Below are 15371 nucleotides of genomic sequence, written 5' to 3'. Positions count from 1 at the left end.
TTCGGATGATCCGGGTCCGATGGGGCGCGACACCATGCTTGGATGTACCGTTTGGTCTATGCATCCTCTCGACAGCGCCCTCACCCTGGACCAGGTCGCAGACGATCTGATGCGCGGCCGCACTCAACCGGAATGGGCCAACATGGTGGGCCCGTTCGGCGGTGTCACCGCCGCGACGCTGCTCAGCGCAGCGGAACGGCATCCCGCTCGGCAGGGTGAGCCACTCGCGCTGACGGTCAACTACCTGGCTCCGATCGCCGACGGCGAGTTCGACATCACGGCCCGGCCGGTCCGCACCAATCGCACCAACCAGCATTGGACGCTGGAACTGGCGCAGGACGGCGAGGCCAAGACCACCGCCACCGCTGTGTTCGGCATGCACCGAGACACCTGGACCGACACCGAGGCCGCCTTCCCGACCGCGCCGCCCCCCGAGGACATCCCGGCCACCGGCTTCGGTGAGTTCGTGGTCTGGGTGCGCAACTACGAGATGCGCTTCGTGGAGGGCGCGATCCCCGGCCCCGACGACGGCCCCAGTCCGACGTCGACCACCACCCTCTGGGTGCGCGACGGGCGAGGACGCGCCCTCGACCATGCCGCGCTCGCGGCGGTGAGCGACATCTTCTATCCCAGGACGTTTCTGCGGCGCGGTGGGTTCGTGCCGTCGGGCACCATCTCGATGACGACCTACTTCCACGCCAGCGTCGACGAGTTGACCACCGTGGGCGACGACTACGTGCTCGGGACGGCACGCGCCAACCGCTTCTCCGCCGGTTACTTCGACCAGAGCGGCCAACTGTGGAGTCGCACGGGCCAACTGCTGGCCAGCACCCACCAACTCGTCTATTTCAAGGCTTAGCTCTCAGCGCACCACGGCGTCGATCGCGCGCAGAATCCGCTGCTCGCTCACCGGACGTGGCGTGCCCAACTGCTGAGCCCACAGACTGACCCGCAGTTCCTCGATCTGGCGCGCGATGTCACGGACATCCTCGGCGTCGGCGCGCGAGGGTGAAAGTGCTTGGCGCAGATCGTCGTACGCGTCCTGCACGGCGTGCACACGGGCCATCCGCTCGCGGTCGGCCCCCAGGGCGTGCGGGAGCCTCTCGAGTCGCCGGCCGATGGCGAGCAGATAGCGGGACAGGTCACCGAGCCGTGCCGCACCGGTGGCCGCGACGAAACCCGGCGGCACCAGGCTGTCCAACTGATCCCGGATGTCAGCGATCGCGTCGGCCTGCGCCGCCGACGGGTTCGCGGGCAGCGCCACCTGCACGTCGCGCCAAGCCGCCAGCACCCGCTCCACCCGAGTCAGCACATCACCGGTCACCCGCCCCAGCGCACCGGCGACCTTGTCTCGGAGTTGGGTGAATTCCGATTCACTCCACGCGGGTGCGGTCACCAGCGTGTCGATGGCGGCGTCCGCACAGTCCTCGATCAGCGCCTGCAGCGAGCCGTCGGGGTTGCTGCCCAGCACCAGCTTTCGGCGGGGATCCAACTGCCGCTCAATGGCTTTGACAGGTGAGGAGACACTGAGCCGCAGCAGTCGGCGCGTGCCCGCAGCCATCGCCGCGCTCTGCTCCACCGGCGTCGGGAAGACCTTGATGTCGACGGCGGCACCGGCATCGACGAGCGCCGGATACCCGCGCACCGACTGGCCCGAACTCGTGCTCTCCACCGTCTTGGGCAGTGTCGGCAGGTCGGCGGGCCAACCGCGCAGACCCGACCGCGCCACACCACCCTCCACGGCGTCGTCGACGGCCCGTTCGACGGCGCGCTGTGTGGTACCAGCAAGCTTCTCGCGAAGGACGTCGAGATCCTTACCGCGCGCGACCTCCTGCCCGTCGCCCGACTCGACGGCGAACGTCACCCGCAGGTGCGGCGGCAGCTTGTCGAGGTCGAACGCCGAGATCGGCACCAGCACCCCGGAACGTTGCCTCAGCGCTCGTTGCAGGGCGTCCAGGAGTGGCTCTGATTCTGGATTCAGATGCGGAAGAACGGCTCTGGCGGTATCGGGGGCGGGAACGAATTTGCGGCGCAGGTCCTTGGGCAGTGAGCGGATCAGGGCGGTGATGAGTTCCTCCCGCAGCGCGGGGACCTGCCAGGCGAAGGCGTCACCACCGAGGCGGGCCAACACCTCGACCGGCACGTGCACCGTGACCCCGTCGTCTTCGGCGCCGGGGTCGAACCGATAGGTCAGTGGCAGGGCGACATCGTCGGCGTGCCAGGTGTCGGGGTGCTCGCCGTCGTCCGGGCTGCGCAGGAGTTCTTCGCGGGTGAACGTGAGCAGATCGGGGGTGCGGTGCCGTTGCTTGCGCCACCACCCGTCGAAGTGCCTGGCCGACACCACCTCTGCGGGGATCCGGGCGTCATACAGTGCGTAGATGTCGTCATCGGTGACCACGAGGTCGCGTCGCCGGGCGCGTTCCTCCACTTCGGCGACCTCGGCCCGCAGTGCGGCGTTGTCCCGGAAGAAGTGGTGCTTGGTCTGCCAGTCTCCGTCCACCAGCGCATGGCGGATGAACAGTTCCCGTGAGGCCACCGGATCGATGTCGGCGTAGCCGACCCGCCGCTTCACCACCAGCGGCAGGCCGTACAGCGTCACGCGTTCGAACGCGGTGGCACTGCCGCGCCTGGCGTCCCAATGCGGTTCACTGTAGGTGCGCTGCACCAGGTCTCCGGCGATCTTCTCGACGGCCTCGGGTTCGATGCGCGCGGCGATGCGGCCGTAGACCCGGCTGGTCTCGACCAGATCCGCGACAACCAGCCAGCGTGGTGGCCGCTTGGTCAGCACCGAGCCGGGAGCCAGCACGAAGCGGGAGTTGCGGGCGCCCTGATACTCGCGGGTCTCACCCTCGCGCATGCCGATGTGGGACAGCAGGCCCGCCGTCAGCGCGGCATGGATCCGGTTCGGGTCGGCGGGTTCGTCCTGCGCTGATCCGGTCGCAATGCCCATTCCGGAGGCGATGCTGCGCAGCTGTCCCACCAGATCCTGCCACTCCCGAATCCGCAGGTAGTGCAGGAACTCCTGGCGACACATGCGTCGAAACGCGCTGCTCGACAGCGACTTCCGCTGCTCCACGACGTGGTTCCACAGGTTGAGGAACGACATGAAATCCGAGTGCTCGTCGGCGAACCGGGCGTGCTTCTGCCGGGCGGCCTCCTCCTGGTCGGCTGGCCGTTCCCGGGGATCGGGGATCGACAGCGCCGCTGCGAGGACCAGAACCTCACGGACACAGCCCTGTTCATCCGCCGCCAGGATCATCCGGCCCAGCCGGGGGTCGACGGGAAGTTGCGCGAGTCGCCGCCCCACCGGGGTGATCTCGCCGCGGCCGTCGAAGGCCCCGAGTTCCTGCAACAGTTGGACTCCGTCTCGGACGCTGCGCCGATCGGGCGGGTCGAGGAACGGAAAGCTCTCGATGTCACCGAGTCCCAGTGCCGACATCTGCAGGATGACCGCCGCCAGGTTGGTGCGCAGGATCTCGGGATCGGTGTAGCGGGGGCGGGACTCGAAGTCCTGCTCCGAGTAGAGCCTGATGCACACACCCGGCGCGGTTCGGCCCGAGCGCCCGGCCCGCTGCGCGGCGGACGCCTGCGACACGGGTTCGATCGGCAGCCGCTGCACCTTGGTGCGACGGCTGTAGCGGGAGATGCGGGCCGTGCCCGGATCGACGACGTACCGGATTCCCGGCACCGTCAGCGATGTCTCTGCGACGTTGGTGGCCAACACAACTCGTCGTCCGGTATGAGGCGCGAACACCTTCTGCTGATCCGCGGTCGGCAGACGCGCATACAGCGGCAGCACCTCGGTGTCGGCCAGACCCTTCAAAGCGTCGGCGGTGTCGCGGATCTCGCGCTCCCCGGACAGGAAGACCAGGATGTCGCCGGGTGGCTCGGCCTGCAGTTCCTCGACGGCGTCGAGAACGGCCTCGGTCTGATCACGCAGTTCGGTGCGGACGATCTCGTGGTCGGGATCGTCTGGGTCGTCGTCGGCCGAACTCGGCACGGCGACCTCCAGCGGTCGGTACCGGATTTCGACGGGATACGTGCGGCCCGAGACCTCGACGATCGGGGCGCCGCCGAAGTGCGCGGCGAACCGCTCGGGTTCGATGGTCGCCGACGTGACGATCACCTTGAGGTCGGGGCGGCGCGGCAGCAGCTGGCGCAGGTAGCCGAGGAGGAAATCGATGTTGAGGCTGCGTTCGTGGGCCTCGTCGAGGATCAGCGTGTCATAGCGCAGCAGGCGGCGGTCACGCTGTATCTCGGCGAGCAGGATGCCGTCGGTCATGAGCTTGACCAGGGTGCGATCGCTGACCTCGTCGGTGAACCGGACCGAGTACCCGACGACATCACCCAACGGCGTGCCCAACTCGTCGGCGATCCGCTGCGCGACGGTGCGGGCGGCCAGCCGACGGGGCTGGGTGTGCCCGATGGTTCCGCGGACTCCGCGCCCGAGGTCCAGGCACAGCTTCGGCAACTGCGTGGTCTTGCCCGAACCGGTCTCACCGGCGACGACCACGACCTGATTCTCGCGCAGCGCCGCGGCCAACTGGTCCCGGTGGGCGCTGACCGGGAGGTCCGGGTAGGTCACCACAGGCACGGCGGCCCTGCGCGTGGCGATCAGGCGCTCGGCGGCCTCGACCTGTGCCGTCAGCTGTGCCACTTTGGCTGGAGTGGCCTCGCGCAGCCCCTTGAACCGGCGCGCGAGACGCGCCGCATCTCGGAAGGTCAGACCGTCGAGGCGAGTCCGCAGTTGACGCACCTCGTCACGCGCCGAGGACGACGAGTGAGGCGAGGGCAGCGACGGCTCAGACACTCAGTCGAGGGTAGGCGGCGACCAGTACGCCAGCATGTCTGCGAACGTGTCGAAGGCGGCCTTGTTGACCCCGTAGGTCGCCTCGAAGTGGATGCTCAGCGGGAAGCCGAGTTCCCCGACGCCGTCGACGACGCGCTTGTACAGATCCGTCATCTGTCGCCGGCGCTCGACCGGTTCGGCTGCGGCCAACCGCTTGACGAACTCCTGCTCCGCCGCGACCGCGGCGTTGCCCGGGTCCTGGATCAGCCAGTTGATCAGACCGATCCTGCTCTCGACGGCGGGTACGAACCCGAACGACAGCAGGATCTCCGGACGGTGCTCGTGCTGCGAGGCGAATGTGGTCAGAAACTCCACAATGGTGTCGGAGTACAGCAGCTGGGTCATGCCGTAGGTGGCGCCGCGGTCGCATTTGAAGCCGAATCGGCCCTGTTCACCCTCGCGCGTCGGGATGAGGATCGCCCCCCGGTTGGGCGCCACATCGTCGTAAAGGGACAGCGCATCGGTGGGTGCCACGCCGGACCCCTCACCGTCGGCCATGGTCCGCGGCACGCCGACGAAGGCGATGCCCTCCATGCCGGACTCGCGCAGGTCCACCAGCCGCTGCCGCAGCGTGGCCTCGTCGAGGAACGCGGTGACCTGCGTGCACAGGCCTTTGACGCCCGGCAGTTCGGGCTTGATGATCTTCCAGAAGTCCAGGACGTCCATCTTGGGCTTCATCTCGACGGGACGGCCGTCGTCCTCTTCGATCATGCCCGGGATCATCACGTGCCGGACCCGGCCCTCCAGGCCCGCCGACGCGGAGCACTCCAGGACCTTCTGCGCGTCCTCGATCGCCCGCTCATGCCCATGTTCGACATTCGGTGGCACGAGTTCGAGCGCGACGGTACTCAACGTCACAAAACTGCTCCTCTACGCTGGCCGTCCCCGTTCGACCGCCTCGCCACTCGGCCCTGCTCCCCCATGCGGCCGGCGAACGGTGTCAATGCAGACACCTTAGCGATACGCCGCTGGGGGTTTCCTGCTAGGACCGCGCGGACCGGACCCGCTGGACCGATCTGCGAAGCTGTCTCCATCATGACCGCGATACCCGTGATTGCACTGACGGGCCACCTCGGGGCCGGCAAGACCACGCTGCTCAACCACGTCCTGCGCACACCCGACGCCCGCATCGGTGTGGTGATCAACGACTTCGGCGATCTGAACGTCGACGCGTCTCTGGTGACCGGGCAGATCGATGAACCCGCGTCGATCGCCGGTGGGTGCATCTGCTGCCTGCCCGACGAGGGCGGCCTCGACGAGGCGCTCGCCAAGCTCGCCAGTCCGCGCCTTCGCCTGGACGCCATCATCGTGGAGGCCAGCGGATTGGCCGAGCCCACCGCCGTGTCCCGGCTGATCCGGTTCAGCGGTGTCGACAACATCCGGCACGGCGGGGTGGTGGACGTAATCGACGCCGCGGCCCACTTCGACACGGTCGATCGCGACGCGGTGCCGCCGGCCCGTTACAGCGCGGCGTCGCTGGTGGTGGTGAACAAGATGGACCAGATCGCCGAGGACGCCCGCGCCGAGGTGCTGGCCCGCATCCGGGGCCGGGTCCGTGACCGCAACCCGGACGCGCACGTCGTCGCCGCCGTCGCGGCCAGGATCGACCCGAGCATGCTGTTCGACGTCGCCGCACAGGACCCCGCCCCGGGAGAGCAGCTGACGTTCCGCGAACTGCTCGCCGATGCCGGCGACCATGACCATGTGCACGCCGCGTCGGTGACCGTGACGAGCACCGGCTGCGTCGATCCGGACGTGCTCTTCGACGTGCTGGAGACCCCGCCGGCGGGCGTGTACCGAATCAAGGGCACCGTCTGCGTGCAGTACCGCGAGCGCGTGCGCAGTTATGTGGTCAACGTCGTGGGTCCATCGGTGCACATCGCCGAGGCGCAGACCGAGGCCAACGGCAACAGCCTGGTGGTGATCGGCACCGACCTCGATGTCGACGACGTGCGCCTGCGGATGGAGGAGGCCGTGCGCCCCCTCGCCGGCCCCGCGTCCGCGGCCGGCCTCCGGCGCCTGCAGCGCCACCGCCGCCTGAGCATTTGAGGAGTGCCAGACTTGTCGGCATGAACACCGTCGCCCAGCTGCGCGCCATGGCAGCAGTTCTCCTGAGCGTATTCGTGGCACTGCTGCTCGCCGCCGCCCCGGCCGGCGCGCATGCCGCGCTCAGCAGCAGCGATCCGGCCGCGGGCGCACGGCTGGTGACTGCCCCCCAGGTGGTCACGTTGACGTTCAACGAGCCTGTGCAGCACCAGTTCTCGACGGTGGTCGTCACCGGGCCGCAGGGCCGCAACCATGTCGTGGGCGAACCGGCCGTGGCCGATCGCGAGGTCCGGGCCACCCTCGACACCCTCGACGGCAACGGCACCTACACGGTCGCCTACCGCGTGGTGTCCGCCGACGGTCATCCCGTGTCCGGGAAGTACGACTTCCAGCTGAGCGCACCGACTTCGACAGCCACATCTGCGACATCGGCGGCGCCGGAGACGACGGCCCCGCGCACGTCGGACAACACCTCGAGCGGCGTCACGGCGTGGCCTTTCATCGCGGGTGCGGCCGTTCTGGTGGTCCTGATCGCGGGCACCGTCTGGGTTCGCGGCCGTCGCGGTCCGGGGGCCGACACCAACCCCGGCGGGTAGCCTGGCGCGCATGGCGGTGACGCGATGAGTGCTGGGCTGTTCGGGCTGCTCGATGATGTGGCGGCGCTCGCGCGCCTGGCTGCGGCATCGATCGACGACATCGGGGCCGCCGCCGGCAAGGCCACGGCCAAGGCCGCGGGCGTGGTCATCGACGACACCGCCGTGACGCCGCAGTACGTGCACGGAATCGCCGCCGAACGCGAGTTGCCGATCATCAAGAAGATCGCGATCGGGTCGCTGCGCAACAAACTGCTCTTCATCCTGCCCGCGGCGCTGCTGCTGAGTCAGTTCGTGCCGTGGCTGCTGACCCCCATCCTGATGCTCGGTGCCACCTACCTGTGCTTCGAGGGCGCCGAGAAGGTGTGGGGCTGGATCCGGGGTCATGACAGCCACGGATCGCCAGCGGCCGCCGTCGGCGGTGACGCCGAGAAGTTCATGGTGACCGGCGCCATCCGCACGGACTTCATCCTGTCCGCCGAAATCATGGTCATCGCGCTCAACGAGGTGGCCGACCAGCCGTTCCTGCCCCGCCTGATCATCCTGATCGTCGTCGCGTTGGTCATCACCGCTGCCGTGTACGGCGTGGTCGCCGGGATCGTCAAGATGGACGACATCGGCCTGCACCTGGCCGGAAGAACATCGAAATTCGCACAGAAGGTGGGCCGCGGCCTGGTGGCCGGCATGCCCAAGCTGCTCAACGCGCTGTCCATCATCGGCACCGTCGCGATGCTGTGGGTGGGCGGCCACATTCTTCTGGTCGGCACCGACACCCTGGGGTGGCATCCGCCGTACGGCGTGGTGCATCACCTTGAGGGCTATGTGGACCACGTGGCCGGAGTCGGAGGTGTGCTGGCCTGGCTGGTCAACACCGCGTCGTCCGCGGTCATCGGTCTGGTGGTCGGAGCCGTTGTGGCGCTGATCGTGCACTTCCTGCCGTTCGGCAAGAAGAAAGCGTCGCACTGACCAACGTCGGCTACAGGGCGTTGAACTCGATGTGCAGTTCGTTGAGTCCACGCATGATGAACGTCGGCTCGTAGGTGTAACTGCGCGCACCCGGTTTCCCGTGATGGGTGTCCGACACCCGGATGTCCTTCATCCGGTCCAGGATTCGGTTCAACGAGATCCGGCCCTCGGTGCGGGCGAGCGGCGCGCCGGGGCACGAGTGCGCCCCGCGGATGAACGCGATGTGCTCGCGCACGTTGCGCCGATCGGCGCGGAACTCGTGGGGATCCTCGAACTTTCGGCCGTCGCGGTTGCAGGCACCCGGCAGCAGCATCACGGTCGTACCCGCCGGCACGTCGAGATCGCCGATCGTCGTCGCCGTCCGCGCCATCCGGAAGTGCGCCTTGACCGGGCTCTCCATCCGCAGCGTCTCCTCCAGGAACGCCGGGATTCGACTGCGGTCCGCACGCAGCATGTTCTCGTACTCGGGATCATCGCCGATCACCCGGATCGCAGCGCTCAGCAGCTTCGTGGTGGTCTCCTGTCCCGCCGCGAACAGGAACGTCGACAGGTTCATCACGTCTTCGATGTCGGGGGTGGAACCGTCCTCGTACTTGGCTTCGGCCAACTCGGTGAGCACGTCACCGCGCGGGTGGCGTCTGCGGTCCTCGATGTAGGCGTGGAACTTGTCGTTCAGATACTGCAGCGGGTTGTGTGTCGTGGGTGCGTCTTCACCGAGTTCGCCCACGAGTTCATTGGCGAACACGGCCTGGAACTCCGCATGATCCTCCTCGGGGACACCGAGCAGATCGGCGATCACCAACAGCGAGAAGGGTTTCGCGTAGTCGGCGAGGAACTCGCACGCTCCGCGATCGATGAAGGTGTCCAACTGCTTGTCCGCGAGGCGCCACATGAACTCCTCGTTCTCACTGAGCCGCTTCGGCGTGATGAGCCGGCTCAGCAGTCCGCGGGTCCTGGTGTGCAGGGGCGGATCCTGCGACGTGATGTGCTCGGCCATCGGGACCTGCGCGCGATGCGCCTCGATGAGTTCACTGACGTCGTCCCCGCCGGGTTGGATCGGCATGCCCGAGAAGGGGCCCGCCACCGACACACACGACGAGAACGCGGGGTTCTTGTACACCGAGAGCGCCTCCTCGTACCCGGTGACCGCCAGCACCCCGAACGGCGTCGCCGGCGCCACCGGACATTTCGACCTCAGGTAGTCGAAGTAGGGGTAGGGATCCGGGACAAGGGTCTCGTCGGTGAAGAAGTCGATCGTTTCGAAGTCGGTCACCGAAGTCTCCTTAAGGTCGGGGTCACACTGGGATGGCCAGCGCCACCTGGGGGGCACTGAGGTCGAGGATCGTGGTCAGGTTCTCGGCGATGTCCTCGGCGGTCAGCGGCGTCCGGTCCAGACCGCGTGAGTGCACGACGGCGATGCGGGCAACGCCGCCAAGGCCGATGCGCACCATCTCGCCACTGATGGCGCAGGACTCATGTGCGAGGTAGGCCGCCGCGGGAGCACACAGGTCGGGCGGCATCTGTGCGTTGATCTGGGCCATGGCCTCGGCGGGGACACCCATGTCCGCCGCCAGCTTGTCGGAGTGCGACGCCGACATTCTGGTGTACGCCCTCGGCACGACGGCGTTCACTCGGATCCCGTGGGCATGCCCCTCGGTGGCGAGGTTGCGGGTGAGGCCGAACACCGCGCCCTTGGCCGCTCCGTAGCTGCTCAACTCCTCGATACCGCCGAGCATGGCCTCGGAGACCGTGTTGACCACGCGGCCGTATCCAGCGCGGACGAAACGTGGCCAGGCGGCCCTCGTCACGTTCACCGTGCCCAGACAGTGCACGTCCCACATGGTCCGGAACTGATCGACGGTCAGGTCCTCGAACGGCCCCGGGTCGTGGATGCCGGCGTTGTTGACCACCGCGTCGACGCGGCCGAAACTGTCCAGCGCACAGTCGATGACCGATTCCGCGGACACCGGATCATGCACCGCGGCCACACAGGCGACGGCGTCGCCACCGGCGTCGACGATCTCCCGCGCCACCTCCTGCGCGGGCTCCGCCGACCCGCCCGTGCCGTCGATCCCGGCGCCGTTGTCGGCCACCACGACGCGCGCACCCTTGGCCGCGAGCAGCAGTGCGTGGCTGCGGCCGATTCCCCGGCCGCCTCCGGTGACGACCACGACACGGCCGTCGAACCGCAGCTCAGCCGACATCGAACCGGACGGGCAGGCACGTCGGGGATCGGAACACCTGACCACGGATGTGCGGGTCCGAGTCGCCCGGGTCCAGCCGAAGATTGGGCAGCCGGTCGAACAGCAGGTTGAGCGCGGTGCGCATCTCCAGCCTCGCGAGATGCATCCCAAGGCAGACGTGCACGCCGTGTCCCCACGCGATGTGGGCGCGCGGCTGCCGGAAGATGTCGAACCTGTCCGGGTCGGGGTATCGATCCTCCTGGCGGTTCGCCGCGCCCAGCATCGGCATCACCGACGAACCGGCCGGAATCGGCACGCCGCCCAGCTCGGTGTCCCGGGTGGCCACTCGGGTGATGGTCAGCAGCGGCGGATCCCACCGCACGCCCTCCTCCACGGCCTGCGCCAACAGCGATCGGTCGTTGCGCACCGCCTCGAGTTGCTCGGGATCGCTGAGCAGACCGAACAACAGATTCCCCAACGAGCGGTAGGTGGTCTCCACACCCGCGGGAAGCAGCAGACGCAGGAACGAGTAGATCTCGTCGTCACTGAGGCGCTCGCCGTCGATCTCGGCCTCGGCGAGTCGGCTGATCAGGTCGTCGCGCGGATCCTCCCGGCGGGCGGCCAGGATCGGAGCGAAGTACTCCTCGAGCGCCTTCGACGCGGCGCGACCGCGCTCGGGATTGATGGTGAAGCTCAGCAGTGAGATGGACCAACGCTGGAACTGCGGGAAATCCTCCTCTGGCAGACCCAGCAGCCCTGCGATGATCCGCGTGGGATAGGGAAACGTGAACTCCTTGACCAGGTCCGCGGTTCCACGCTTGGCGAACTGGTCGATCAGGTCGTTGCCCACGCGGGCGACCAGGTCTGTCTCCCACCGCGCCAACGCCTTCTGGCTGAACGCCTTGGCCACCAGCGCGCGGTGCCTGCCGTGCTCGGGTTCATCCATGCCGAGCATCACGTGCTCACCCAGCACATCGCCGAATGCGGCGATGATGATGGCCGAGGAGTAGGTCTCGTTGTCCCGCAACATCTCTGCGATGTCATCGTGGCGGTAGACGATGAAGACCGGCTTGCCCTCCTCGCCCGGCATACCGGACATGTCGATACGCTGCACGGGTTCTTCGCGCCGCAGACGGGCCAACTCGGTGTAGGGGTCGCGAACATTGCCCGACACCACATCGTCGAATGCCCCGAAGTCTTCGAGATCGTCGAACAGTTGCATCAGCTGCGCTCCTCGGCTGGGTAGGCGATCGACTTGACTTCGGTGTACTGGTCGAAACCCGCAGTGCCGTTCTGTCTTCCGACCCCGCTGGCCTTGTATCCCCCGAACGGGGTGTCGGCGCCGTATCCCGCCGTGCCGTTGATTCCGATGAAGCCCGCCCGAAGTCGGCCGGCCACCGCCAGGGCATGATCCAGCGTGCCCGCCATCACGTTGCCGCCCAGTCCGTAGGGGCTGTCGTTCGCGATGCGCACAGCGTCGTCCTCGTCCTCATAGGGGATGACGGCCAACACGGGGCCGAAGATCTCCTCCTGCGCGATCGTCATCGAGTTGTCCACGTCCGCGAACAGGGTCGGTTTGACGAAGAATCCGCGCTCCTGCCCGTCCGGGGCCTCTGACCCGCCGACCACCAGGGTCGCGCCCTCCTCGACACCCTTGTCGATGTAGCCCCGGATTCGGCTGCGCTGCCGGTCGGAGATCACGGGGCCGCACAGTGTTCCGGGATCCTGGGGGTCACCGGGTGCCACACCCTCGTAGATGCCCTTCAGAATTGCGATGCCCTCGTCGTAGCGCGAACGCGGCAGCAGCATCCGGGTCGGATTGGCGCACCCCTGGCCGGCATGCATGCAGGGAGCGATGCCCATCATGCAGCCGAGTCCGAAGTCCGCGTCCTCCAACACAATTGTCGCGGACTTGCCGCCGAGTTCGAGGAACAGCCGCTTCATGGTCGCGGCGCCCTTCTCCATGATCCGCCGGCCCACCGCGGTCGAACCGGTGAACGAGATGAGGTCGACCTTCGGGGACAGCGTGAGTTCCTCCCCGACCAGGTGGTTCGATGAGGTCACGACGTTGACCACGCCGGGCGGGATGTCGGTCTGCTCAGCGATGAGGCGGCCCAACCGAGTCGCGTTGAACGGCGTGTCCGGTGCGGGTTTGAGCACGACGGTGTTCCCGGTGGCCAGGGCCTGCCCGATCTTCTGGATGCTGACCTCGAACGGGAAGTTCCACGGCACGATCGCACCGACCACGCCGACGGGTTCACGCCACACCTTGCGCGTGGTGTTGACGCCGGTGACGGAGACGAAGGCGTCACCGAGCGAGGTCTCCCACGGATACTCGTCAATCAGTTTCGCCGGGTAGCGCAGCGCGTCCGACAGTGGTGCGTCCAGCTGAGGACCGTGCGTGATCGACCGGGGGCAGCCGACCTCGAGGATCAACTCCTCGCGCAGTTGTTCGCGCTCGGCTTCCAGGGCGTCCTGCAACTGCAGCAGGCAGCGCTGCCGGAAGGCGCGATCCTGCGCCCACGTCGTCTCGTCGAACGCCCGCCGTGCGGCATCGATGGCGCGGTGCATATCGGCGGTGGACGCGTCGGCGACCTCGCCGATCACCTCCTCGGTGGCCGGGTTGATGTTGGTGAATGTGCCAGCCTCACCGTCGACGAGCTTACCGTCGATCATCATCTTGGTCTCGAACTCAGGCATCACGGGGGCTCACTTCGGGGCTGGAGGTGGATGTGCTCTGGGTGGACTTGAGGGCGCCGAAGCGCGGGATCCCCATCATCAGACGGGTCATGTGGTGCATACCGGAAGGGGGAAGGAAGCGGTTGGCCAGCAACAGCATTCGCGCATCCGGGCCGACCGGTCTGCGCTCGAACGGCTTGGTGCTCTCCAACGCCTTGACCAGACCCGCGGCGAACTTCTCGGGCGATCGCGCCGCCATCTTCATCGCGGCCCGGCCGCGCTTGTCCATGGTCGAGTGATGACGGGCGTAGGGGCCGTCCAGATCGCGGCAGTCCGTGGTGCCCGCATCGGTGATGATGTCGGTGTCGTAGGTGCCGGTGACCAGGACCGAGACACCGACCCCGAACGCCCCCACCTCACCGGCCATCGACTCACCCCAGCGTTCCAGCGCCCCCTTGACTGCGGAATACGGCGCAGTGGCGGGCATTCCGCGGACACCACCCTGACTGGACACCAGGATGACGCGCCCACGTCCCGCGCTGCGCATGACGGGCAGCACGGCCTTGGTCAGCGCGACAGGCCCCAGGATGGTGGTGGCGAACATCCTCTCCCACACCTCAAGTGGCGTCTCCTCGAACATGCCCGCGGCTGAGATTCCCGCGTTGTGCACGAGCGCGAAGGGAGGCCCGTCCGCGAGGATGCTGGCGGCGGCCTTATCGATGGACTCCGGATCGGTCAAATCCAGCGCGACTCCGGTCAAACGCGGATCGCCGATGTCGGCGCCCGTGGCCTCTCGAAGGGCGTCCATACCCGATTCGACCGAGCGCATCGCGGCCACGACATGCCATCCGTCGCGGTGGAGGCGCGTGGCCGAGGCCAATCCGAGACCGCGGGAGGCACCCGTGATCACCACCCGGCTGGGCGTGCTCACTGGAAGTTCTCCGGCGCACACCGGCCACCGTCGGCAGGCGGTTCGACGTCGGGACGTCCGTTGGGTTGTCCGCTCATCCAGGTCGACCAGATGCCGACAGAATACGATCCGGGTTGACCGTTGGCCTCGTAATAACCTTGTGGGTCATAAACTTTGGCCTCGGGATACGGCCACGGGCAGGCCACTGAGGTGGCCGCACCGCTGATCTTGATCAGTTGGAAGCCGAAGCCGTAGGCGAAGTACGCGAGGTTGAGCACCACGAACATCACCGCGACCATGCCGACCACCGGCCGGCTGGGGAAGATCCGCGCCCGCTGGGCCAGCTTCTCGGCGACGCAGCGACCCGTGTCGTCGCGGTAGACCAGGATTCCGGCTGGGATCATCACGAAGGTCACCATCAGCGACTCCCAGATGAGCGGGAACTGCCAGGGTTGCCCGACGAAGATCGAGCCGAACGGGATCACCTGGGAGTAGATGTACATGCCCGTGCGCACGAGCGAGATTTCGAGCATGGCGTCGAAGATGAACCCGATGACCAGGATCAGCCCGCCCAGCGTGATCAGCGGGTGCCGCCACACGAACGACTCAACCGGCTTGCGGGCCTGCAGTTTTCGCAGGATCCAGACGGCGGGGAAGTAGGGCCCGAAGTAGAACATCACATACCCGATGACCAGGAAGGGCTCGACGGTCGGCGACAGTGAGACCAGCGGCCAGTCCTCCGGCCAGTGCCACAGATCAGGGTTGTACACCGCGAACGGCGCCCAGTTCATGATCGGGTCCTGCCACACGATCAGGGTCGTGATGATGCCCATCCACAGGATCGGACTGCGTGGATTGCGGCGCGCCCCCCACACGAAGACGGCCACCAGAATCAGCACCGTGACCACGGTGAAGATCTGCAGCACCGTGACCCAGTGGTCATAACCGAACAGCGGTTCCACCGGGCGTGGCGCGGGGCCGGGCGGCACCTCGGGATTGCGGATTCTGGGCGACACCGCACCGACGCGCGCGTGGTAGGCGATCAGCCCGAGCAGCACCAGGGCGACGCCGGTCCAGATGTAGGGCCATGGACTGCGCCGAGAAGACGCCTCGTCCTGCGGCAGCTCAACCTGCTCGGTGCTCAC

General features: G+C 67.5%; 12 protein-coding genes. 4 read left to right on the top strand and 8 right to left on the bottom strand.

From position 1 onward, the window contains the following. Nucleotides 1-58: 58 nt before the first annotated feature. A complete protein-coding gene (locus tag A5727_RS03350; RefSeq protein WP_197507575.1) occupies nt 59-859 on the top strand; it encodes an acyl-CoA thioesterase in 801 nt (266 codons plus the stop codon). 3 nt (nt 860-862) lie between these two features. Here A5727_RS03350 and hrpA read toward each other — a convergent pair whose 3' ends face one another. Further along, the gene (hrpA, locus tag A5727_RS03345) at nt 863-4810 is read right to left on the bottom strand and encodes an ATP-dependent RNA helicase HrpA (protein WP_231991940.1); all 3948 of its coding nucleotides are present in this window, start codon (nt 4808-4810) and stop codon (nt 863-865) included. After that, nucleotides 4811-5707, bottom strand: coding sequence for a mycobacterial-type methylenetetrahydrofolate reductase (locus A5727_RS03340; RefSeq protein ID WP_068244452.1), 897 nt, complete (start codon nt 5705-5707; stop codon nt 4811-4813). Between the two features lie 177 nt (nt 5708-5884). Here A5727_RS03340 and A5727_RS03335 point away from each other — a divergent pair, with 177 nt between their 5' ends. The 3 genes from A5727_RS03335 to A5727_RS03325 are packed head-to-tail and all read left to right on the top strand — an operon-like array spanning nt 5885 to nt 8454. Continuing rightward, nucleotides 5885-6898, top strand: a complete 1014-nt coding sequence (locus A5727_RS03335; RefSeq protein ID WP_068244449.1) for a CobW family GTP-binding protein — start codon at nt 5885-5887, stop codon at nt 6896-6898. 20 nt (nt 6899-6918) lie between these two features. Next, a complete protein-coding gene (locus A5727_RS03330; RefSeq protein ID WP_068244446.1) occupies nt 6919-7491 on the top strand; it encodes a copper resistance CopC family protein in 573 nt (190 codons plus the stop codon). A gap of 24 nt (nt 7492-7515) precedes the next feature. Then, nucleotides 7516-8454: a DUF808 domain-containing protein gene (locus A5727_RS03325; protein WP_068244443.1), complete on the top strand. Its 939-nt coding sequence runs from the start codon at nt 7516-7518 to the stop codon at nt 8452-8454. A 10-nt stretch (nt 8455-8464) separates the two neighbouring features. Here A5727_RS03325 and A5727_RS03320 read toward each other — a convergent pair whose 3' ends face one another. The 6 genes from A5727_RS03320 to A5727_RS03295 are packed head-to-tail and all read right to left on the bottom strand — an operon-like array spanning nt 8465 to nt 15371. Next, entirely contained in the window at nt 8465-9727 is a 1263-nt protein-coding gene (locus A5727_RS03320; protein ID WP_068244440.1) for a cytochrome P450, read from the bottom strand. 22 nt (nt 9728-9749) lie between these two features. Continuing rightward, nucleotides 9750-10658 (bottom strand): SDR family NAD(P)-dependent oxidoreductase, encoded by a 909-nt coding sequence (locus A5727_RS03315; protein ID WP_068244437.1) that lies wholly within the window; start codon nt 10656-10658, stop codon nt 9750-9752. Then, on the bottom strand, nt 10648-11859 hold the full coding sequence (locus A5727_RS03310; protein ID WP_502687649.1) for a cytochrome P450: 1212 nt from the start codon (nt 11857-11859) through the stop codon (nt 10648-10650). The genes A5727_RS03315 and A5727_RS03310 overlap by 11 nt, the downstream gene beginning before the upstream one ends. Then, nucleotides 11859-13316, bottom strand: a complete 1458-nt coding sequence (locus A5727_RS03305; protein WP_068244549.1) for an aldehyde dehydrogenase family protein — start codon at nt 13314-13316, stop codon at nt 11859-11861. Before A5727_RS03305 ends, A5727_RS03310 begins: the two co-directional genes overlap by 1 nt. 13 nt (nt 13317-13329) lie before the next feature. Then, nucleotides 13330-14247: an SDR family oxidoreductase gene (locus tag A5727_RS03300; protein ID WP_068244431.1), complete on the bottom strand. Its 918-nt coding sequence runs from the start codon at nt 14245-14247 to the stop codon at nt 13330-13332. Next, complete coding sequence (locus A5727_RS03295; protein ID WP_068244428.1) at nt 14244-15371, bottom strand: spirocyclase AveC family protein; 1128 nt, start codon at nt 15369-15371, stop codon at nt 14244-14246. Before A5727_RS03295 ends, A5727_RS03300 begins: the two co-directional genes overlap by 4 nt.

It is taken from the genome of Mycobacterium sp. ACS4331, from assembly GCF_001667265.1.
In the GTDB taxonomy this organism is placed as follows: domain Bacteria; phylum Actinomycetota; class Actinomycetes; order Mycobacteriales; family Mycobacteriaceae; genus Mycobacterium.
The sequence above is the reverse complement of the archived record's forward strand: the minus strand, read 5'-3'. Positions and strand labels throughout refer to the sequence as shown.

Excerpts from the sequence above, each read along its gene's own strand:
- A5727_RS03350 (WP_197507575.1), top strand. The coding sequence starts at position 59 with ATGCATCCTCTCGACAGCGCCCTCACCCTGGACCAGGTCGCAGACGAT.
- A5727_RS03335 (WP_068244449.1), top strand. The coding sequence starts at position 5,885 with ATGACCGCGATACCCGTGATTGCACTGACGGGCCACCTCGGGGCCGGC.
- A5727_RS03330 (WP_068244446.1), top strand. The coding sequence starts at position 6,919 with ATGAACACCGTCGCCCAGCTGCGCGCCATGGCAGCAGTTCTCCTGAGC.
- A5727_RS03325 (WP_068244443.1), top strand. The coding sequence starts at position 7,516 with ATGAGTGCTGGGCTGTTCGGGCTGCTCGATGATGTGGCGGCGCTCGCG.
- A5727_RS03315 (WP_068244437.1), bottom strand. The coding sequence starts at position 10,658 with ATGTCGGCTGAGCTGCGGTTCGACGGCCGTGTCGTGGTCGTCACCGGA.
- A5727_RS03310 (WP_502687649.1), bottom strand. The coding sequence starts at position 11,859 with ATGCAACTGTTCGACGATCTCGAAGACTTCGGGGCATTCGACGATGTG.
- A5727_RS03305 (WP_068244549.1), bottom strand. The coding sequence starts at position 13,316 with ATGATGATCGACGGTAAGCTCGTCGACGGTGAGGCTGGCACATTCACC.